This window comes from Desulfarculaceae bacterium, assembly GCA_020444545.1.
Classification (GTDB): Bacteria; Desulfobacterota; Desulfarculia; order Desulfarculales; family Desulfarculaceae; genus Desulfoferula.
This window is the reverse complement of sequence record JAHLKT010000008.1, coordinates 174,211-193,841: the sequence shown is the minus strand read 5'-3', so window position 1 is coordinate 193,841 and position 19,631 is coordinate 174,211. Positions and strand designations below refer to the sequence as shown.

The window sequence follows — 19,631 nt, the reverse complement described above, 5'->3', positions numbered from 1 at the left end:
ACGCCCATCACCACCAAAATCACCGAAAGGGCCAGGGCCTCCAGGGTGAGGCCGGACAGGAAGTTGTTTACCGCCCACAGAAACACAAAAACCCCGCCCAACAAGCAGACGGCAGCAAAAAACATTAAAATTAGTAATTTAGCCCGCACTTAGATTGCCTCCATGGAGCAAGCCACGCAATCCATCATCAAAAAATCCTCACGAGTACTTTCAGTTTGGCCGCTTGAAAAATCTTAAACAACTATAGGCCGTTCATATGTTTCGTTTGTTTATCCATAGATTATATAATTTTTATCGATCATGTAAACAATTTTCAAATATATTCAATATGTTTGTCTCTACTCCCCGATTGCGACCCCCGGCGGCAGGACGTATGGTATCGATAACTATGATGCGGATGCGTCATGCCAGGAACGAACCGCAACTACATTATTTATGGCTATCCAGCTGCCGCTTTTTTTCCGTTATGGCGATAGCGCTTACTAACTAACCTGTGCAGGATTCGGTCCGTCGGATGGGGCGTGAGCACGAAACGGGCCTACTCTTTTGGTAGCACTTTATGCCCTGGGCCGCAAGGCCAAACGGCCGGGATGGAACGAGCCGCCACAACGCCCTTGACCATCGGGCAACGCTCTCGGGATAATTTAATTACGGAGTCAAGAACCGTGGGAATCCCGCCCGGCCTGGGGTCAGGCCCCGGGCCAACCTTCCACCCGAACTCCGCCGTTGCCTCCCGTCCGAGCCTCCAGGTCCCATTCCCTCGTTCGACCGCAACCCTTGCGCTTGTATCCGGCCGCACTCCGCAACCCGCCAAGCAAAGGAGTAACGTCATGCCCAAGATTGCGCGTCTAGTGCCGCCGGCCCAGCTCAACTACCAGACCCTGGGCGAGCTTTGCGATCTGATCTCCTCGGCCAAGAACCTGGAGACCGCCTCGCGGGCCGCGGTGGAGTTCCTGACCACCAACCTGAGGCTCAAGGGCGCTGCCCTTATGCTCTTGAACCGGCGCAGCAAGAAGCTGGAGATCGCCTCGTCCCAGGGCCTGAGCGACTACTACCTGAACAAGGGCCCCATCAACGCGAGCCGCTCCATCGCCGCTTCCCTGCAAGAGGGACCGGTGGCCATCTTCAACGTGTGCGACGATCCCCGCCTGCAATACCCCGCCGAGGCGGTGGTGGAGGGCATCGAATCCCTGCTCAGCGTGCCCTTGGTCCTCAGGGGCAAGCCGCTGGGGGTGCTGCGCCTCTACACCAGCGATCCCTGGGAGTTCACCCTGGAAGAGATCACCTTCGTGCAGGCGGTGGCCCTGATGCTGGCCCTGGTGCTGGAAAACATGCGAGTGTCCCAAGCCTACAAGCGCTCCATCGAGGAGCTCAAGGGCCTGCGGCCTCCCATCAAGCCGGTTCGCCGGACCCTGCACGAGTAGGCCCAACTCAGGCGCATAACCGGTTCGGCCGGGCCGGACTCCCCAGGCGGGAGGCGGCCCGGACCGGACCCTCACGGCCCCGGGACTGGACCGGGAGGGCCGGGCGGAACCCCCGCGCCCCGTGAAAAAGCTGGGGAAAAAATTTGCCTTCTGGACCCGCCTTTTCTCACAATGGATAAATAGGAAATACAAACGAGTAATTGGCAAGCGCCCGGCACCGCTGCCGGGAGGCAAGGAGAACCGCCCATGACCCAGGCCAAGAGCGACCTGCAAAAAGACAAGGATCGGCTGGCCAAGGATTTCAAGAAGATCATCTCCGACGCGGAGGGGCTCTTGGGGTCGTTGCATGGCGAGCTGGACGACAAGGCCCTGGAGGCCAAGGAGCGGCTGGAAGAGAGCCTGGAAGAGGCCCGCGACAAGTACCATGAGCTGGACCAGAAGGTCGTGGAGATGGCCCATAAGGCCGAGGAGCACGTCAAGGACCATCCCCTGGTCTCCCTGGGCATGGCCTTCGGGGCGGGTATGCTCCTCACCCTGCTCATGACCAACCGCCGGGGCTAGGGCATGTTGGATCTGATAAACCTTCTGGCCGAGGCTCCCAAAAGCGCCCGGCGGGCCTCCTCCCTGGGCGTGGCCCTCTTGCGCAACCGGGTGGAGCTGTTCGCCCTGGAGCTTCGCGAGGAGCGGGTAAAGGCCTTAAGCCTGTTCCTGTGGGGCGGGGCCGGGCTGCTCCTGGGCATGGTGGGTCTGGTGCTGGCGGCCTTGGCGGTCATCTACGCCGCGCCGCCCGCCTGGCGCTGGCCGGCGGCGGCCATCATCGCCCTGGTGTTTCTCATCGGGGCCTTGGCCTGCTTCCTGGTGGTGCGCTCCCAGCTCAACCACTCCGAGCCGCCCTTCTCCCGCACCCTGGCCGAGCTCTACAAGGACCAGCAGGCGCTATGAGCCGCGCATTACGCCGACTGGAGATAAGGGCCGCCGCGCTGCAAGGCGAGTCGGACATCCTGCGCCTGCGCCTGGGGGACCAGGTGAAAGACCTGGGCCGCACATTGGACGCCGCGCGCCAAGCGCTCCACCTAGGGCTCATGGCCTGGCGGGTGGTGGCTGCCCTGTGGGAGCGGCGCGGGGAGCAAAAAACCGGCTGAGCCACCCGCCCAGGCGCGGTTAACCTCAAAAGAGGCGGGCCCCCCGACCCAAGTCGGGAGGCCCGTTTCATATTAAAACCTTAATATCGCGCTTCAGGTCAGGGCGCCGGCTGCTTTCTCTGCCAGGCCACGCAGCGATCGTTCACATTCTGGGCGATGTTGCCGTAGAAGAAATCGATATCGTAGCGGTGGAACACCCCCGCTCCCATGGACATGTTCAGTTGGTCCACGATGGAGGGCACCGGGATGATCAGCCCGCCGTTGTCTCCGATCCTGGCCGAGGTGAAGTGGGGGATCTTCTTGGTGGTGCCGTCGCCCATGTCGATCAGGGCGTAGATGTTTTTACTGGCCGGCTGTTCCTTGTGGTCCGTGCTCCAGGACAGCGGATTGATGCAATGGGCACCGGCGAACAGGGTGGGGGACTTGCCGCCCTGGGCGATGGTGTTCCAGGCCAGCACGCAGCCGGTCTGGGTGGGGCTCTGGGCAAAGGGCAGCTTGATGGCCTTCAGGTCCGCGTCGGTGAAGGTCCAACCCGGCAGATAGGCCGCGATGAGCTTCTTGTCGTTGATCAGATCGCGATGGGCCTTGAGCAGGCGCAGGGTGATCATGGAGCCCTGGCTGTGGGCCGCGATGATGTAGGGCCGCCCCTGGTTCAGGTTTTTCAAGAAGTACTTTAAGGCGGCCAAAACATCGTCCGTGGCGATCTGCTTGTAGGGCTCGCCCTCGGCCTCCTTCATGCCCAACACCTTGATGCTCACCTGGCGATAGCGCGGCGCGAACACGTTGCATCTGGCGTTGTACGCCCCGATCTGCTGGCGGGTGGTGGCCTCGGTGGCGGCGCGAACCTTCTTGTTGTCCAGGGACTGGTTCAGCCCGTCCGCCGTGTCGCCGTAGGTGGTGGGGTGCACGTAGAAAACGTCGTAAGCCTTGAGCGGCTTGGCCTCCCGGATGGTCCAGTTGTAGTCAGAGGCGTAATCCGGCCCGGCGGCCTGGGCCATAGCGGCAAGGCAGACGGCCAGGAGCATGGCCGCCAGCAGGGCTCTTATCCGTTTGAGTTTCATGGCTCCCCTTTCCGTGCGTGCGGTTCAGGTTGGGTTCGGCAGAAGGCGTTACTATAACACCTCGAGAACCGTGGCCCGCGACATGGCCACCTTGGGCTCTGCCAATGGCTTGTAACCCGCCGAGCGCGCCTTGTCCAGGGAAGCCGCGTAATCTTCGGCCGAAACGTGCATACGCGGCTCAGCCAGGAACCACACCCCGCCCGGCTTGATCAATTGTTTTACCTGGGCCATGAAGCTTTCCTGGTCCGGCACCTCGTGCAGCATCCAGAAGGTCAGCACCAGATCCAGCCGACCGGCCAGTTCCTCGCCGCCCAGGCTGCCGGGGGTCACCAGCCGCGTATCGATGCGCTCGCCCAGGCCGGCCCGCTTTGCCCGCGAGCGCACCTTATTGAGCATCTGCTCTTGCAAGTCCAGGGAGTAGACCCGCCCCGTGGGCCCCACCAGGCGGGCCAGCCCCAGGCTGAAATAGCCCATGCCGCAGCCGATGTCCGCCGCTTTCCCGCCCGGCCCGAGGTAAGGCCCGAACAGCTTGGCCGGGTCGTGCACCAGGCGGCGCAGGGGATTGTCAAAGGTGTAGGCCAGCCACCAGGGGCAAACGTGGGTGTTGTCCATGATCCGGTCCTTTCGCAGCCCGCCGGCGCTCAGGTCAGTCGCTTGTCGGCCAGCGCCCCTCGCAGGCTCTCGGCCAAAAGGCGCAGGGTATCGGTGGCCGAGAGCACCGGCTCCCGCGCCACCTTGGGCATGGCCTGTTTGATGATCTCCCCCTCGCGTTGCCACACCTCATCCAGGGTGGCCCGGCCCGCCTCGCTCAGCGCGGCCAGGCGGGAGCGCTTGTGGCGGGGGTTGGGGCCGAAGACGATGAGACCTTGCTCCTCCAGGCGGTTGCACACCGTCTGCACGAACTGGCGCGAGACCTCCATCTCGGCGGCCACCTCTGGCACGGTGGAAGGCCCCCGCCGGGCCAGTATCTCGGCCACCTTCTTTTGGGGCGAGCCCAGCCCGGCCTCCTCGTGCACCAGGTCCACCACCGTGGCCAAAACGGCCTGCAAGTGAAAGACCTCCTCGAACAGATCGTGCAGCTCGCGCCCCGTGGCGTTCACCCGCCGGCTCATGGCCGCTCCGCCTGCATGCAACTGGCTGAATGCTTCATCCCGCGCCCTTTCGATTTATGACAACAGTATTGTCATAATGACAACAAACTTGTCAAATAAATTGTGGCCCAAAAAAGCCGGGAGCGCCCCCACGGGACACCCCCGGACAAGGATGCTTTCGCTCAGCCCGCCGCTAGGAAGCCGCCTTCATGAAATCCACCATGGCTCCAAAGGCGGTAGGGTCTTCCAAGAAGAACTGGTGCCCTCCATCGAAGGACATGAACTTGGCCCCGGGGATGGCCTCGGCCATGGCCTGCTGGGCCGATGGATCGGCCACTCCGTCAAAGCGCCCCCCGCAGACCAGGGTGGGCAGCTCGATGCCCCCCAGGCGCTGGTAGGTGTCGTGGTGCTTGCGCGCCTCCAGCTGCCGCTCCAGGCCCAAGGCCCCCGCCGGGTCCTGAACCGCCAGGCTCATGCGGCCGGTGGTCAGCTTGACCAGCTCTTGCCACTGCTCGGGGTGCGCCTCCTGCCAGGCCTTGTCGTGGCGCCGGTCGGTCTGTTCCAGCATGCGCGCCACGAGCTGCTCCAGGGGCAGGCTAAATACCTCGTGCAGGGGATAGGACGAGCCGCCTGAGCCCCCGCTGGTGGTGGAGCAAAGCACCAGAGCGCTGAGCCGCTCGGGGTGCCGGATGGCCAGCTCCTGGGCCACCATGCCCCCGAAGGAGTAGCCCACCACCGGACAGGGGCCCCATTCCAGCGCCTCCATGAGGCCGAAGGCGTCTTCGGCGTACATGGCCATGCTGTAGGGATCGTCCGGCTTGGCGCTCTGGCCCTGTCCCCGCTGGTCAAAGGCCAACACCTGGAAGCTATCGCTCCAGGGCCATTCCAGGGGGCCGGGCTTGAGGCGCAGATCCCCGGCGGTGCCGCCGATGAACAGCATCCTGGGGCCGCTTCCCCCGGTCTCGTAGTAAAGCTCTATGCCGTTGGCTTTTGCGAAGGGCATGGGAACCTCTTGCTGGTATTGCTCAAAAAGAAGCGGGGCCCCGCTTGGAGCCCCGCCGTTTTTCTCTGAATTAAGCCGCCCTACAGGCGCATGGGCATGATCACGCTGAGGAAGCCCTGATCGGCCTCGCCCTTGATCAAACAGGGGTGCTGCTCGTCCACGAAGCCCAGGGTGATCTCTTCGCTCTTCATGGCCGCGCAGAGATCCAGGAAGTAGCGGGCGTTGAAGCCCACGCTCAGGGCGTCGCCGTCGTAGTCCACCTCCAGGGCCTCGCGCGCCTCGCCCAGATCCGGGTTCTGGCTCACCACCTCGAGGAGGCCTTCCTTGAAGTCCAGCTTCACGCCCTGGAAGCGATCGGTGGCCAGGATGGCCACGCGCCGAAGCACGTCGGAGAAGGCCTGGCGGTTGACCACCACGTTCTTCTTGCTCAGCTTGGGGATCACCACCTCGTAGTCCGGGAAGGAGCCCTCCTGCATGCGCAGGATCAGTTTGGCCCCGTCCAAGGCCAGGGTGGCGTAGTTCTGGTTGAGCCCCAGGGATACGCTCTCCGCGTCCTCGGCCATCTTGCGCATCTCGGACACGCCCTTGCGGGGGATGATCACCCCGCCGTCCAGGGCGAAGCCCTCCAGTCCCTCCAGGGAGCGGTCCACCAGGGAAAGGCGGTGGCCGTCGGTGGAAACGAAGCGCAGATACTCCTCGCCGTCGCTCTTGCGCTTTTGCACGTAGAGCCCGGCCAGGTTGAAGCGGGTGTCTTCCTGGGAGATGGAGAAGATGGTCTTTTCCACCATCTCGGCCAGCACCTCCCCGGCGATGGACAGCGAAGGCATGTCCTCCACCTGGGGCAGGTTGGGGAAGTCCTCGGCGGAGAGCCCCACCAGATTGAAGCTGGCCCGTCCGGCGGAGATGTGGAGGTAGTTGTTGTCCTTGTCCTTGAGGTAGATCTCCTCTGCGGGCAGCTCTTTGACGATCTCATAAAGCTTGCGGGCCGGGACGGTCACCTTGCCGGGTTTGCTCACCCGGGCGGAGCAGATGCCCTGGAAGCTGGTTTCCAGGTCCGTGGCGGCCACGGTGAGGTTTTCCCCCTCGGCCTCCAAGAGCACGTTGGACAGGATGGGCATGGAGGTGCGGCGCTCGACCACAGACTGGGACTTAGCCAGCCCCTTGACCAACTCTTCTTTGCGAACGGTTAGCTCCATCTATCTATCACCTCTGACAAAGGATATAGGACTCTGGTTACCTTAACCCAACTGGCGCGGCCAGGGCAAGCTAAACACGCCCCATCCCACGCCTATCAGCCGCCCCCCTGAAATGAGCCGCAATTCACCGGCCCCTAAAATACCTACCTTTATGTGAATACTGGACCATTTAAAATAAAAGAAACAAGAACAAGACCTTACCGCGAAGAATTGATCAAAAAATAACGATTAGGAACAATTCATTCACAGAACATCACCGGGGGATGCCTGCGGGGAAATGAGAGAATACCCATATATTTACGGGTTATTTGATCTCTTGGACCCCGGAGGTCCTTACCTGGCGAGGCGGGGGGAGCAAAGTGAACCCCTGGAGCCTCCCCCAGGCCTTTGCCTTTTTACTCAAACCCCCTGCCCACGGCCGCGACCCTCTACCAGGGCCTCGTTTTATATATCATCCCCGCCCCGCTCCGGCACGGCCCGGGAGCCAAATACGGTGGAGCCGAACCACAAGACGACGGAATTATTACTCTAGATTTATAAAGGTAACAGTAATACATAGAGCCCGGAGGAAAAGTGGAAAACCCTCTCAAGAAGCTGATCCGGCACTGAAAATTTCTACACCCTCCGCTCCGCTCGCTTTCCGCTTCTCCACCACTCCGGCCGCCTTGCCCGCCTTTTTCCACCGCCAGGCCACCGCCTAGTCCCTCTGTCTCCCCGAGCGCACCGCGTTTTCCACCGCGCGCACCGTGTCGGTAAGCTCCGGGTCCTGGGCCATGAGGCTCTCCACCCGCTGCACGCCCTTGACCACGGTGGAGTGGTCCTTGCCGCCCAGGGCCTTGCCGATGTCCGGGAAGGAGAGGTTGGTCAGGCGGCGGGCCAGGTACATGGCCACCTGGCGGGGGCGGCTGATGTCGCGGCTCTTGCGCGCGCTTTTCAGGTCCGAGACCTTGAGCCCGTAGTGAGCGGCCACCGCGCGGAAGACTTCCTCCACGCTCACCTGACGCTCGTTGGCCAGGGGCCCCACCACCTGGCGGGCCAGCTCCAGGTCCGCCTCGCGGCCCCGCAGTTGGCTCACGGCCATGAGCCGATTGAGGTAGCCCTCCAGGATGCGCACCGAGCTCTCGGGCTGCTTGGCCAGGTAGGATGCCACTTGGCGCGACAGGGGCAGGTGCCGGTCCGCGGCCTTGCGCTGCAGGATGGCGATCTTGGTCTCGGTGTCCGGGGTTTGCAGGTCGGCCAACAGGCCCCACTCGAAGCGGGTGCGCAGGCGGCCGGCCAGACCGGGGATGTCCCGGGGCAGCTTGTCGCTGGTCAATACGATCTGCTTGCCCGCCTGGAACAGCGCCTCGAAGGTGTGGAAAAACTCCTCCTGGGTGCGCTCCCGGCCGGAGAGGAACTGTATGTCCTCGATGACCAGGCAATCGACCATGCGGTACTTGTCGCGGAAGGTCTGGATGCCGTCGAAGCGCACCGCCTGGATCAGCTCGTTGGAGTAGGCCTCGGAGCTGGTGTAGTGGATCCGGTTGGCCGCGTCGTGCCCGGCCATGAAGTTGCCCACCGCGCTCACCAGGTGGGTCTTTCCCAGGCCCGAGCCCCCGAAAATCATAAGGGGGTTGTACTGGCGGCCCGGATTTTCGGCCACGGCCTGGCTGGCCGCGTGGGCCAGCTCGTTGCAGGGGCCCACCACGAAGGATTCGAAAACATAGGCCGGATTCAGGCTGAGCCCCGAGGGCTGGGGAGGGGCCGCGGCCTGGTTGTTCACGGGGGGGGCGGGCTTGGCCTGGGCCACCTCAAAGGCGGTCTCCAGGGGCTGGCCGGAGACCATGCTCAGGGCCTCGCCCAAAATGGCGCCGTAGCGGTCGCCGATCCAATCCGCGAAAAAGCGGTTGGGTACTGTGAATACCGCCTGCTGCTCTTCCAGACGCATGCTGAGCGGAGCGAACCAGGTATCGTACTCTTGGGGCGTCACCTGAGCGCGCAAATGCCTGGCCACACCAGGCCACAAATCGTGATCCGGCAAAATAACCTCTTTAAAAATCAATATGTTATTAAACAACGACTAGCGGACCCGAACGCATCACCCCACTGGACGCGCGCCATGACGCCCTGCTTTATACAAGCCGTGAGTTTCGCCGTTGATATCCCACTATAAGGACACTCCCCCACCCCATGCAACCACAAAAATTTCACAGGTTGCCGGGGCCTTAGGTGAATTACCTTGACACATTGCAACGCCTGGCATAGTTTTGCTGGTGTTACCTATAGCTTAGGAACCAAAACAGGGAGAGATCGCCTTGTCCTACGTGATCGCTGTGGCTGGCAAGGGCGGGGTGGGCAAAACCACCGTCGCCGGGTTTTTGGTGCGCTGGCTGGTGGAGCACGGCAAGTCGCCCGTGCTGGCGGTCGACGCCGATTCCAACAGTAATTTCAACGAAGTGCTTGGCCTCGAGCTCGACGGCACCCTGGGCGACGCCCGCGAAGACATGAAAAAGGGCCAGTCCGAGGGCATGACCAAGAATCTTTTCATCGAGATGCGGGTCAACCAGTGCCTGGCCGAGACCAAGGGCTACGACCTCATCGCCATGGGCCGTCCCGAGGGCGCGGGCTGCTATTGCGCGGCCAACCATCTGCTCACCGAGTGCATGGACAAGCTGGCCGACAACTACGACTACCTGGTGGTGGACAACGAGGCCGGCATGGAGCACATCAGCCGGGTGACCACCCAGCGGGTGGACATGCTCCTGGTCATCAGCGACCCCAGCCGCCGCTCCTTGCAGGCGGCCCAGCGGGTGGCCGAGCTGGCCAAGGAAATGAATGTGCTCCAGGGCGAGGCCTATCTGCTGCTCACCATGGTGCGCGGCGAGCCCGCCGAGGAGCTTTTGCAGGCGGCCAAGGACATGGGCCTTAATTTGCTGGCGGTCATTCCGGACGATCCCCAGCTGGCCGAATACGACCTAAAGGGCCAGCCTACCAGTCAATTGCCGGACGACAGCCCCTCCATCGCGGCGGCTTTCGCGGCCTTTGACAAGGTGCTTGCATAGACCGATCGAAATCCTAGCGGTCTGGCAGGGCAAATTGACCGCTCTGGTGAAGGATTACAGATGGTTATGCGTTTTTTCTTGACAGGGTATAGCGTTTGGCCTAGGGTGGTATGCGCTTACACCTAGATAGTAGTTGGCCCGTGCCAAATTTTTTTGGCGGGCCATTGTACCGTTACTCACAAGGTGCCTGATTCGTCTATTGGGACATGGGGAGCCTAGGCTTTGCCGGGTCCCCGCCCATAGGGGCGAAAGGGCGCTAGACAAGGGTTTGCCAGTAAACCCGATATCCACTCACAGGGGATTGCCCTGTCCCCGTGGCTGTTGGAGGGAGTTGCCGTGGCCTTTGAGATACCAACCATAAAATATTCCGGCGCCATCGAGAAGGTGACGCTGGGCAAGGGTGACAAGGCAATCACCGTGGGCGGTGAAACCTGTTATCCCTTCCACACGTGGGAAGGCCAAATGCCGGCCAAGCCCATAATCGCCATGGAGGTGTGGGACACCGAGCCTGTGGATTGGCCCGAGGCGGCCAAGGCCCCCTTTGGGGACGTGCTGGCCGATCCCGCCGCCTGGGCCAAGAAAAACGTGGAGGAGTTCGGCGCCGACGCCATCGTGGTGCAGCTGAAATCCACCGACCCCAACGGCGATGACGCCTCGCCCGAAGCGGCCTCCGAGGTCGTGGGCAAGGTGCTGGGCGCGGTCGACGTGCCGGTCATCGTTTGGGGCAGCGCCAACGCGGCCAAGGACGCCGAGGTGCTCAAGAAGATCGCCGAGGATCACACCGGCAAGAACCTCTTGCTGGGCCCGGTGGACGAGGACAACCACAAGCAGGTTGGCGCGGCGGCCCTGGCTTACCAGCAGTCGCTCATCTCCTCCAGCCCCATCGACGTGAACCTGGCCAAGCAGCTCAACATCCTGTTGGGCAACCTGGGCGTGCCCCTGGACAAGCTGGTCATCGACCCCACCACCGGCGGCCTGGGCTACGGCATGGAGTACGGCTACTCGGTGATGGAGCGCATCCGCGCCGCCGCCCTGGTCCAGGAGGACGACAAGCTGATCCTGCCCATGATCAACAACGTGGGCAACGAGGTTTGGAAGTCCAAGGAGGCCCAGCAGAGCAGCGAGGAAGCGCCCGAGCTGGGCGACGCCATGAAGCGCGGCTACCTCATGGAGACCGCCGCCGCGGTGGCCTGCCTGCTGGCCGGCTCCGACATCCTGCTGCTCAGGCACCCCGAGACGGTCAAGCTGATGAAGGGCATCGTCGACGGCCTGCTGGCCGAGCGCGCCCCGGCGGCCGAGCGTGCCAAGACCGACCGCCCCAAGGCGGCCCTGATCCCCGGCGCCAAGCCCAAGGAGAAGAAGGCGGCCGCGCCCAAGCCCGCCGCCGCTCCGGCCGCGCCCAAGCCGGCGGCCAAGCCGGCGGCCAAGCCGGCCGCGCCCAAGCCGGCCCCCGCTGCTCCGGCTGCGGCCCCCGCCGCTCCGGCGGCCGAGGCCAAGCCCGCTCCGGCGGCCGACGCCGAAGCCGACGCCAAGGCCAAGGCCGAGGCGGCAGCCAAGAGCAAGGCCGACGCCGAGACGGCCAAGAAGGCCGAGGCCGAGGCTGCCAAGAAGGCAGCCGAGGAAGCCAAGGCGGCAGAGCTGGCCAAGGCGGCCGCGGCCGAGGCCGAGCGCGCCGCGGCCAAGGAGGCCGAGCTTGCCGAGCTGCAAGCCCTGCGCGCCAAGCGGCGCGAGGAGCGCATGGCCCATGTTTTGGACCTCGACGAGTACGATGAAGACGAGGACATCGAGTATGGCGAGCCCCGGCCCGCCGGCGTGGCCGGCCCGGACGCCGTCTACATCGAGAAGACCCTCTCCCGTTGGCGCCTGCGCGGCAGCGGGGTGACCCTGCGCTAATAACGTAGCTGGGCGGCCCGCCCGCCCGGCTCTTGACATATATAAAAGCGCCGGCAACTGGGAGGGTCGGTGCTCAACAAAAAAAGGACAGGTTCTATTGAGAGGGGGCGTAAGCCAACCCTTAGAGAAAGAAGAGGAGGAACCTCTAATGTCCGCAGATGAGATCAAGGTGAAGGCCGCAGCCAAGAAGGAAAAGAAGGCCAACCCTAAGGAAGTCAGCGTCGACCCGGCCAGCATCCAGATGCTGATTAAGGCCCAGGCCGATGGCGTGGAGACGATTTTCGACCGCGCCGTTACCATGAAACCCTGCAATATCGGCGAACAGGGCACCTGCTGCAAGAATTGCTCGCAGGGCCCCTGCCGCCTGCCTCTGCCCAAGAAGGGCATTGAGGGCGTCGACACCCGCAAGGGCCTGTGCGGCGCCACCCCCGAGACCATCGCCGCCCGCAACTTCGCGCGCATGGTGGCCGCCGGCGCCGCGGCGCACAGCGACCACGGCCGCGGCGTGGCCGAGGTCTTCCTGGCCGCCGCCCGCCGTCAGACCGACGACTACGGCATCCAGGACGTGGAAAAGCTTCTGGAGATCGCGCCCTACTTCGGCGTGGGCACCACCGTGATGGTGGAGAACGAGGATGGCGAGAAGGTCCAGCAGGACCGCGACATCTACGACATCGCCGAGGACGTGGGCATCAAGGCCCTGGGCCAGTGGGGACAGCAGGACGGCGAGATCGCCTATGCCAAGCGCGCCCCCGAAGCCCGTTATGAGCTGTGGAAAGAGCTGGACGTGGTCCCCCGCGGCATCGACCGCGAGATCGTGGAGATCATGCACCGCACCCACATGGGCGTGGACCAGGACTACCACAACATCGTGAAGCAGTGCTCGCGCGCCGCCCTGGGCGACGGCTGGGCCGGCTCCATGATCGCCACCGACCTCCAGGACATCATGTTCGGCACGCCTTACCCCATCCAGGGTGAGATCAACCTGGGCGTGCTCAAGGAGGAGAACGTCAACATCATCGTGCACGGCCACGAGCCGCTGCTCTCCGAGATGATCGTGGTGGCCTCCCAGGACCCGGAGCTGCTCAAGTATGCCGAGTCCAAGGGCGCCCACGGCATCACCCTGGCCGGCATGTGCTGCACCGCCAACGAGATCCTGGTGCGCCACGGCCTGCCCATCGCGGGTAACTACCTGCAGCAGGAGCTGGCCATCGTGACCGGCGCGGTGGACGCCATGGTGGTGGACGTGCAGTGCATCATGGAGAACATCGCCAACGTCGCCGACTGCTACCACACCAAGGTGATCACCACCAACCCGCGCGCCATGATGGAGTCGGGTCACACGGTGCACATCGAGTTCGACGAGCACCACGCCCTGGAAGACGCCAAGCAGATCGTCAAGACCGCCATCGACAACTATCCCAACCGCAAGGCCGAGGCCATGATCCCCTCCGCCAAGGAAAAGATGGTTGTGGGCTTCTCCGACGAGGCGATCAAGTACCACCTGGGCGGCACCTTCCGCGGTTCCTATGTCCCCCTGAACGACAACATCATCAACGGCCGCATCCGGGGCATCGCCGGCGTGGTGGGCTGCAACAACGCCCGCACCTGCCATGACAGCTCCCACCTGATCGTCGTCAAGGAGCTGCTCAAGAACGACGTCATCGTGCTGACCACCGGCTGTAACGCCATGGCCTGCGGCAAGGCCGGCCTGCTGACTCCCGAGTCGGCTGGGGTCTACTGCGGCTCCGGCTTGGCCGAGGTCTGCGAGACGGTGGGCATCCCGCCGGTGCTGCACATGGGCTCCTGCGTGGACAACAGCCGCATCCTCACCGCCGCTTCCGAGGTGGTCAAGGCCGGCGGCCTGGGTAAGGACATCAGCGACCTGCCCGCGGCCGGCTCCGCCCCCGAGTGGATGAGCGAGAAGGCGATCAGCATCGGTCACTACTTCGTGGCCAGCGGCGTCTACACCATCTTCGGCGTGGGCCTGCCGGTCACCGGCGCGCCGCGCTTCCAAAAGCACCTGTTCGAGGAGCTGGAGGGTATCTACGGCGGCATGTGGGACCTGGAAGTGGATCCCTACGAGCACGCCAAGAAGATGATCGCCCACATTGACAAGAAGCGCGCCGCCCTGGGCCTGGACAAGAAGAAGGAGCGCGTGCTGATGGATATGGCCGACCGGCAGAAGCTGGACGCGGCGTAGGCCCGTCAGGGAGAAAGGGGACAATAAGAAATGTCCAAACTAGTAGCATTCGCCGCCATCCAAGGTGCGTACAATATCGTGGCCAAGGTGGAGGGTCTCTACGAGCGTGCCCTGGAGCAATACGGCCCCGAGCAAAAGCTCGAGTTCCCCAACACCGCTTACTACCTGCCCATCATCTATTCCTTGCTGGGCATCCCGGTTAAGGACCTGGGCAGCGCCAAGCGGCCTTTGGAAATTGCCCGTCAGCTGCTGCCCGCCCACGTGCAGCGGGCCACCCACCTTCCCTACCTCGGACCCTTGCTGGACGCCGGCATGGCGACCCTGTTCGCCGAGGAAATCGCCGAGGCCATCCGCTACGTCGACGACCCGGAATTCTACACTCCGGGCGAGGACTGCGAAGTGGTCAAGGACGCCGAGGGCAAGGTGGACTGGGCCAAGAGCAAGATCTGGCTCGGCGCGGCCGACGACACCATCATGCGTAAACGCGGCGTGGAATTCGTGGACGGCTCGGCTCCCGGCTTCGCGGCCATCGTTGGCTCGGCTCCCAAAAAGGAGATCGCCAAGGAGATCTGCGAGGAGTACCAGCGCCGGAACCTGTACGTGTTCATGGCCGCCAACCAGAACGGCACCACCGTCACCGAGCAGCTCTGTGAAGCTGACGTGCAGGTGGGCTGGGGCACCCGCTTGGTGCCCTTCGGGCCCGACATCAGCGCCGCGGTCTTCGCGCTTGGCTTCGCCAACCGCGCGGCCATGGCCTTCGGTGGCGTCACCCCCGGTGACTACCGCCGCATCCTGGCTTACAACAAGGACCGCGTCTTCGCGTTCGTCAACGCCCTGGGCGAGGTGAACGCGGAGTGGGCGGCCAACGCGGCCGGCTGCGTGAACTGGGGCTTCCCCACCATCTCCGACACCGACATCCCCGAGATCCTGCCCACCGGCGTGTGCACCTACGAGCACGTGGTGGCCAACGTGGGGCACCACGAGATGGTGCAGAAGTCGGTGGAGGTGCGCGGCCTCAAGACCGTCATCACCAAGGTGGACATCCCGCTCAGCTACGGCGCGGCCTTCGAGGGCGAGCGCATCCGCAAGGATGACCTGTTCGTGGAGTTCGGCGGCGGCAAGACCCAGATGACCGAGCTGGTCGAAATGGCCGAGATGGACGAGATCGAAGACGGCAAGATCACCGTGGTCGGCAAGGACATCAAGGACCTGGGTGACGAGGGCGGCCGCCTGCCCATGGGCATCTCGGTCAAGGTGGCCGGGCGCAAGATGCAGAGCGACTTCGAGCCCATCCTGGAGCGCCAGATTCACCACCTGATCAACTACGCCCAGGGCGTAATGCACATCGGACAGCGCGACATCTCCTGGGTGCGCCTGGGCCGTCCGGCGGTGGAAAAGGGCTTCGAGCTCAAGCACGTCGGCCAGATCATCCACGACATGTTCCACAAGGACTTCGGGTCCATCCTGGACAAGGTCGAGGTGACCGTCCTGACCGAAACCAAGGACGTCGACGAGTTCACCAAGAAGGCGCGCGCGGCCTACAAGTCGCGTGACGAGCGCGTGGAGAACATGACCGACGAGGGCGTGGAGACCTACTACTCCTGCACCCTGTGCCAGTCCTTCGCCCCCACCCACGTCTGCGTGGTCAGCCCCGAGCGTACCGGCCTGTGCGGCGCTTACAACTGGTTCGACTGCAAGGCTTCCTTCGAGATCAACCCCACCGGTCCCAACCAGCCCATCGAAAAGGGCGAGTGCACGGACCCGGTGCTGGGTAACTGGAAGGGCGTCAACGAGTTCGTCTCCAAGGCGTCCCGTGGCGCGGTGGAAAGCTACAACTTCTACAGCATCATCAACGAGCCCATGACCACCTGCGGTTGCTGCGAGTGCATCGCCGCGGTGCTGCCCGCCTGCAACGGCATCATGACCGTGCACCGCGACTACACCGGTGAGACCCCCTGCGGCATGAAGTTCACCACCCTGGCCGGCGTCATGGGCGGCGGCCAGAGCAGCCCGGGCTTCGTGGGCCACTCCAAGTACAACATCGTCCAGCGCAAGTACGTGGCCGGCGACGGCGGCCTCTTGCGGATGGTGTGGATGCCCAAGAGCCTCAAGGACGAGCTGGCCGAGGGCCTCAAGCGCCGCGGCGAGGAGATGGGCGTGCCGGATCTGATCGACAAGATTGCCGATGAGACGGTGGGCATCGACGAGGCTACGGTTCTGGAGCATCTCCAAAAGGTGGGTCACCCCGCCATGGAGATGGACCCCATCACCGGCTAAATTCTAGCTAACCCGACACGGGGGCTCCCCAGGGAGCCCCCGTGACCCAGGCCGCTTGGCAAAAAAGCGGGCTCCTTCGGGAAGGAGTGAACCATGGCCCTAACCGGCATTCAGATTTTCAAACTTCTCCCCAAAACCAACTGCGGGGAGTGCGGGGTTCCCACCTGCCTCGCCTTCGCCATGAACTTGGCGGCGGGCAAGGCCGAGTTGGACGCCTGCCCCTACGTGTCCGAAGAGGCGCGTGAGCAGTTGGCCGAGGCCAGCGCGCCCCCGATCCGGCCGCTGACCGTGGGTACTGGCGACACGGCGGTAAAGATCGGCGGCGAGACGGTCTTGTTCCGTCACGAAAAAACCTTCTTCAACCCTCCGGGCATCGCCGGCCGCCTCACCGACGAAGACGACATCGCCGCCAAGGTGAAGGCCTGGGCGGGCTTCCAGTGGGAGCGCGTGGGCCTCAACCTGCGCCCCGAGCTGGTCTTCCTGGAGTGCACCAGCGGCGACGCCGGCAAGTTCCAGGCTGCGGCCCAGGCCGTGGTGGACAACAGCGACCTGTCGCTGATCCTGGCCTGCGAGGACCCCGAGGTGATGGCTCCCGTGGCCGCCGCCTTCAAGGACAAAAAACCCCTGCTCTACGCCGCCACCGGCGCCAACGCCGACAAGATGAGCGCCATCGCGGGCGAAAACGCCCTGCCCCTGGCCATCAAGGCGGTTGACATCGACGAGGCCATGGAGCTCAGCGACGAGCTGACCGATGCCGGGCACAAGGACCTGGTGATCGACAGCGGCGCCCGCGACCTGGCCGGCGTGTTCCAGGATCAGATCGCCATCCGGCGCGCGGCCCTGCTGCAGCAGAACCGCACCCTGGGCTTCCCCACCATCTGCTTTGCCAACGCCCTGGGCGAGACCCTGGACGAGCAGGTGGCCGCGGCGGCCATGATGGTGGCCAAGTACGCCGCCATCATCGTGCTGGACGACCTGACCGCCGAAGCGGTGTTCCCGCTCTTGCTGGAGCGCCTGAACATCTACACCGACCCCCAGCGCCCCATGACCGTGACCGAGGGCATCTACGAGATCGGCGGCCCCAACGCCGACAGCCCCCTGCTCATCACCACCAACTTCTCGCTCACCTACTTCATCGTCAGCGGCGAAATCGAGGGCTCTCGCGTCCCGGCCTGGCTGCTGATCAAGGACACCGAGGGTCTGAGCGTCATGACCGCCTGGGCCGCCGGCAAGTTCTCCGGCGACGATGTGGGCATGTTCGTGAAGAAGATCGGGGTCGAGGAGAAGATCGGACACAAGTCCCTGGTGATCCCCGGCTACGCCGCGGCCATCGCCGGCGACGTGGAGGAGGAGCTGCCCGGTTGGAACATCCAGGTGGGCCCCCGCGAGGCAGCGCACTTGACCAAATTCCTCAAGGAGTGGACGCCGGACAAGTAGGCGCCTTTTCCTTGGTGGATTGAAGAGGGGAACCCATGAAGACCATAGGTGAAAACCTAAACGTTATTAAGAAAGAGTGCGGGCAGGCCTTCAAAGACCGCAACCCCGAGCCCATTCAGAAGTTGGCCCTGGCCGAGAAGGCCGCCGGGGTCACCTATATCGACATCAACCTGGGCCCGGCCCGCAAGGGCGGTCCCGAGCTGATGCAGTGGGTGGTCCAGACCGTCCAGGAAGTGGTGCCCGACGTGCCCCTGGCCCTGGACACCTCCAACATCGAGGCCATCGAGGCCGGCCTGGAAGTGCACAAGGGCACCGCCCTGGTGAACTCGGTCATGGCCCGCCCCGAGCGCTACACCGTGATGTGGCCCATCGTGGCCAAGTACGAGGCCGAGGCCGTGGCCCTGCTGTGGGGCCCCGACGGTCTGCCGCGCGACGCCAACGAGCGCTCCGCCCTGTGCGTGGAGCTGTGCTACGCGGCCAACGAGCTGGGCATTCCCAACGAGAAACTGTTCGTCGACCCCATCGTGACTCCGCTGAACATTCAGCAGGAGCAGTTGATGAACAACCTCGAGTTCCTGTCCATGCTCCAGGACATCTGCCCCGGCGCCGAGAGCACCAACGGCCTGTCCAACATCTCTAACGGCACCCCCTGGCGCGAGCCCCTGAACCAGATCTTCATGATCATGATGGAGCGCAACGGCATGACCAGCTCCATCGTGGACTACGAGGACAAGCTGATCATGCAGATCGCCCAGGGCCACCACCAGAACCTGGTGGAGATCGTGCACGGCGTCATGGACGGCCTGATCAACGATCCTGGCGAGGTTGACCCCGGCATCGGCCGCACCTACGTGGCTGGCGCCCTGGCCATCCTGGGCAAGATCCTCTACTCCGACTCCTGGTTCCAGATCGAAGGCGGCTCCTCTCCCGAGAGTATGGAAGAGTTCGCCGAGGCCTATGAGAAGGAGCAGGGCGGCGCGGCCGAGCCCGAGGCGGCCCCCGAGCCCGAGCCCGAGCCCGAGCAGGAGACCATCGAGGTCAAGCCGGCGGTCAAGGCCGAGCCCAAAGAGGCGCGTCCTCCCCGCCGCCGCAAGAAGAAGAAGGATCTCGAGTACGGCGAGCCTCGCCCCGCGGGCGTGGCCGGGCCGGACGGCGAGTTCATCGAGAAGACCCTGCTGCGTTGGCGCGCCCGCGGTAGCGGCGTGACGCTGCGCTAAGGCAGGTTTAAGCATCAGGCCGGGTTCGCCCGGCCGCCGACAATCCCTCCCAGGGGCGCTCCAACGCCCCTCCCTCCCAAGGGACCCGGGCCGGTGGATGGTTAACCCCATCCACCGGTCATTTTTTAGGGCCACTCAATTTCCACAAATCGAGTAGGATATAAAGCAGGGGGAAACAAATCCCAGCGAATTCATCTTCGCGGAGCGGCTCGAATGACTTTCATCAAGGCGTTATTGGTGCTGAGTATCCTGCTGGGCTTGGGCCTGGCGACCCTGCCCGCGACGGCGGCCACCCTCACCTGCCCTTCGGCCATCGGAATAAGCAAGCAGGGAGGCCAATGGTCCGGGATCGGCGGCTGGTCCCAGTACGCTGGGCTCAACCCCACTGGCTCGGAATCGATAGAAAGCTTTTTCGGGGCCCTTTACCAGCATGGGATGATGATCTGCCAGTACTACGTCACCGGCCACTACAACGATGGCAAGTTTGCCCAGGTGGCCAAGCCGGCTCCGGGCGCCCCTCTGCCGATGTCGGGGTTCTGGGAGTGCGAATCCTGGTACCGCACCAATTGCAGCTGCAACGTACCCGACCCAGGGGCCTGCGCCTTTCCCCAGAGCTATGACAGTGGCGGCCCCCATATCGGTTTCTAGG

The 19,631-nt window shown here is 63.8% G+C and carries 17 protein-coding genes; 11 read left to right on the top strand and 6 right to left on the bottom strand.

Annotated elements, in window-relative coordinates; translation table 11 throughout:
- Positions 1-830: 830 nt before the first annotated feature.
- From KQH53_19685 to KQH53_19670, 4 genes are all read left to right on the top strand, one after another.
- Entirely contained in the window at positions 831-1,424 is a 594-nt protein-coding gene (locus KQH53_19685) for a GAF domain-containing protein (protein ID MCB2228906.1), read from the top strand.
- 246 nt (positions 1,425-1,670) lie between these two features.
- Entirely contained in the window at positions 1,671-1,985 is a 315-nt protein-coding gene (locus KQH53_19680; protein MCB2228905.1) for a DUF883 family protein, read from the top strand.
- Positions 1,986-1,988: 3 nt separating this feature from the next.
- A complete protein-coding gene (locus KQH53_19675) occupies positions 1,989-2,366 on the top strand; it encodes a phage holin family protein (GenBank protein MCB2228904.1) in 378 nt (125 codons plus the stop codon).
- Positions 2,363-2,566, top strand: a complete 204-nt coding sequence (locus KQH53_19670; GenBank protein MCB2228903.1) for a hypothetical protein — start codon at positions 2,363-2,365, stop codon at positions 2,564-2,566. The genes KQH53_19675 and KQH53_19670 overlap by 4 nt, the downstream gene beginning before the upstream one ends.
- Before the next feature lie 98 nt (positions 2,567-2,664).
- Here the strand turns inward: KQH53_19670 and KQH53_19665 are convergent, their stop codons facing one another.
- From KQH53_19665 to dnaA, 6 genes are all read right to left on the bottom strand, one after another.
- Positions 2,665-3,627, bottom strand: coding sequence for a DUF3089 domain-containing protein (locus tag KQH53_19665; GenBank protein MCB2228902.1), 963 nt, complete (start codon positions 3,625-3,627; stop codon positions 2,665-2,667).
- Between the two features lie 51 nt (positions 3,628-3,678).
- Positions 3,679-4,239: a methyltransferase domain-containing protein gene (locus tag KQH53_19660; protein MCB2228901.1), complete on the bottom strand. Its 561-nt coding sequence runs from the start codon at positions 4,237-4,239 to the stop codon at positions 3,679-3,681.
- A gap of 29 nt (positions 4,240-4,268) precedes the next feature.
- Complete coding sequence (locus tag KQH53_19655) at positions 4,269-4,739, bottom strand: MarR family transcriptional regulator (GenBank protein ID MCB2228900.1); 471 nt, start codon at positions 4,737-4,739, stop codon at positions 4,269-4,271.
- A gap of 172 nt (positions 4,740-4,911) precedes the next feature.
- The gene (locus KQH53_19650; GenBank protein ID MCB2228899.1) at positions 4,912-5,721 is read right to left on the bottom strand and encodes an alpha/beta hydrolase; all 810 of its coding nucleotides are present in this window, start codon (positions 5,719-5,721) and stop codon (positions 4,912-4,914) included.
- Positions 5,722-5,801: 80 nt separating this feature from the next.
- Entirely contained in the window at positions 5,802-6,917 is a 1,116-nt protein-coding gene (dnaN, locus tag KQH53_19645; GenBank protein MCB2228898.1) for a DNA polymerase III subunit beta, read from the bottom strand.
- 697 nt (positions 6,918-7,614) lie between these two features.
- Positions 7,615-8,937 (bottom strand): chromosomal replication initiator protein DnaA, encoded by a 1,323-nt coding sequence (gene dnaA, locus KQH53_19640; GenBank protein ID MCB2228897.1) that lies wholly within the window; start codon positions 8,935-8,937, stop codon positions 7,615-7,617.
- A 274-nt stretch (positions 8,938-9,211) separates the two neighbouring features.
- Between dnaA and KQH53_19635 the strand changes: the two genes are divergently transcribed.
- The 7 genes from KQH53_19635 (at position 9,212) to KQH53_19605 (ending at position 19,630) form a co-directional block, all read left to right on the top strand.
- Positions 9,212-9,958, top strand: coding sequence for an AAA family ATPase (locus tag KQH53_19635; protein MCB2228896.1), 747 nt, complete (start codon positions 9,212-9,214; stop codon positions 9,956-9,958).
- Between the two features lie 336 nt (positions 9,959-10,294).
- Positions 10,295-11,851, top strand: a complete 1,557-nt coding sequence (locus KQH53_19630) for an acetyl-CoA decarbonylase/synthase complex subunit delta (protein ID MCB2228895.1) — start codon at positions 10,295-10,297, stop codon at positions 11,849-11,851.
- 148 nt (positions 11,852-11,999) lie between these two features.
- Positions 12,000-14,051, top strand: a complete 2,052-nt coding sequence (gene cooS, locus KQH53_19625; GenBank protein MCB2228894.1) for an anaerobic carbon-monoxide dehydrogenase catalytic subunit — start codon at positions 12,000-12,002, stop codon at positions 14,049-14,051.
- Between the two features lie 30 nt (positions 14,052-14,081).
- Positions 14,082-16,328 carry a CO dehydrogenase/CO-methylating acetyl-CoA synthase complex subunit beta gene (cdhC, locus tag KQH53_19620; protein MCB2228893.1) on the top strand — a complete coding sequence of 749 codons (2,247 nt, stop codon included), beginning with the start codon at positions 14,082-14,084 and terminating at the stop codon, positions 16,326-16,328.
- Between the two features lie 93 nt (positions 16,329-16,421).
- Positions 16,422-17,765 carry an acetyl-CoA decarbonylase/synthase complex subunit gamma gene (locus tag KQH53_19615; protein ID MCB2228892.1) on the top strand — a complete coding sequence of 448 codons (1,344 nt, stop codon included), beginning with the start codon at positions 16,422-16,424 and terminating at the stop codon, positions 17,763-17,765.
- A 35-nt stretch (positions 17,766-17,800) separates the two neighbouring features.
- Complete coding sequence (locus KQH53_19610) at positions 17,801-18,982, top strand: dihydropteroate synthase (protein MCB2228891.1); 1,182 nt, start codon at positions 17,801-17,803, stop codon at positions 18,980-18,982.
- Between the two features lie 213 nt (positions 18,983-19,195).
- A complete protein-coding gene (locus KQH53_19605) occupies positions 19,196-19,630 on the top strand; it encodes a hypothetical protein (protein MCB2228890.1) in 435 nt (144 codons plus the stop codon).
- Position 19,631 lies beyond the last annotated feature (1 nt).

What these genes read in the sequence shown, in the direction of transcription:
- KQH53_19685 (MCB2228906.1), top strand. Translation starts at nt 831, where the DNA reads ATGCCCAAGATTGCGCGTCTAGTGCCGCCGGCCCAGCTCAACTACCAG.
- KQH53_19680 (MCB2228905.1), top strand. Translation starts at nt 1,671, where the DNA reads ATGACCCAGGCCAAGAGCGACCTGCAAAAAGACAAGGATCGGCTGGCC.
- KQH53_19675 (MCB2228904.1), top strand. Translation starts at nt 1,989, where the DNA reads ATGTTGGATCTGATAAACCTTCTGGCCGAGGCTCCCAAAAGCGCCCGG.
- KQH53_19670 (MCB2228903.1), top strand. Translation starts at nt 2,363, where the DNA reads ATGAGCCGCGCATTACGCCGACTGGAGATAAGGGCCGCCGCGCTGCAA.
- KQH53_19665 (MCB2228902.1), bottom strand. Translation starts at nt 3,627, where the DNA reads ATGAAACTCAAACGGATAAGAGCCCTGCTGGCGGCCATGCTCCTGGCC.
- KQH53_19660 (MCB2228901.1), bottom strand. Translation starts at nt 4,239, where the DNA reads ATGGACAACACCCACGTTTGCCCCTGGTGGCTGGCCTACACCTTTGAC.
- KQH53_19655 (MCB2228900.1), bottom strand. Translation starts at nt 4,739, where the DNA reads ATGAGCCGGCGGGTGAACGCCACGGGGCGCGAGCTGCACGATCTGTTC.
- KQH53_19650 (MCB2228899.1), bottom strand. Translation starts at nt 5,721, where the DNA reads ATGCCCTTCGCAAAAGCCAACGGCATAGAGCTTTACTACGAGACCGGG.
- dnaN (MCB2228898.1), bottom strand. Translation starts at nt 6,917, where the DNA reads ATGGAGCTAACCGTTCGCAAAGAAGAGTTGGTCAAGGGGCTGGCTAAG.
- cooS (MCB2228894.1), top strand. Translation starts at nt 12,000, where the DNA reads ATGTCCGCAGATGAGATCAAGGTGAAGGCCGCAGCCAAGAAGGAAAAG.
- cdhC (MCB2228893.1), top strand. Translation starts at nt 14,082, where the DNA reads ATGTCCAAACTAGTAGCATTCGCCGCCATCCAAGGTGCGTACAATATC.
- KQH53_19615 (MCB2228892.1), top strand. Translation starts at nt 16,422, where the DNA reads ATGGCCCTAACCGGCATTCAGATTTTCAAACTTCTCCCCAAAACCAAC.
- KQH53_19610 (MCB2228891.1), top strand. Translation starts at nt 17,801, where the DNA reads ATGAAGACCATAGGTGAAAACCTAAACGTTATTAAGAAAGAGTGCGGG.
- KQH53_19605 (MCB2228890.1), top strand. Translation starts at nt 19,196, where the DNA reads ATGACTTTCATCAAGGCGTTATTGGTGCTGAGTATCCTGCTGGGCTTG.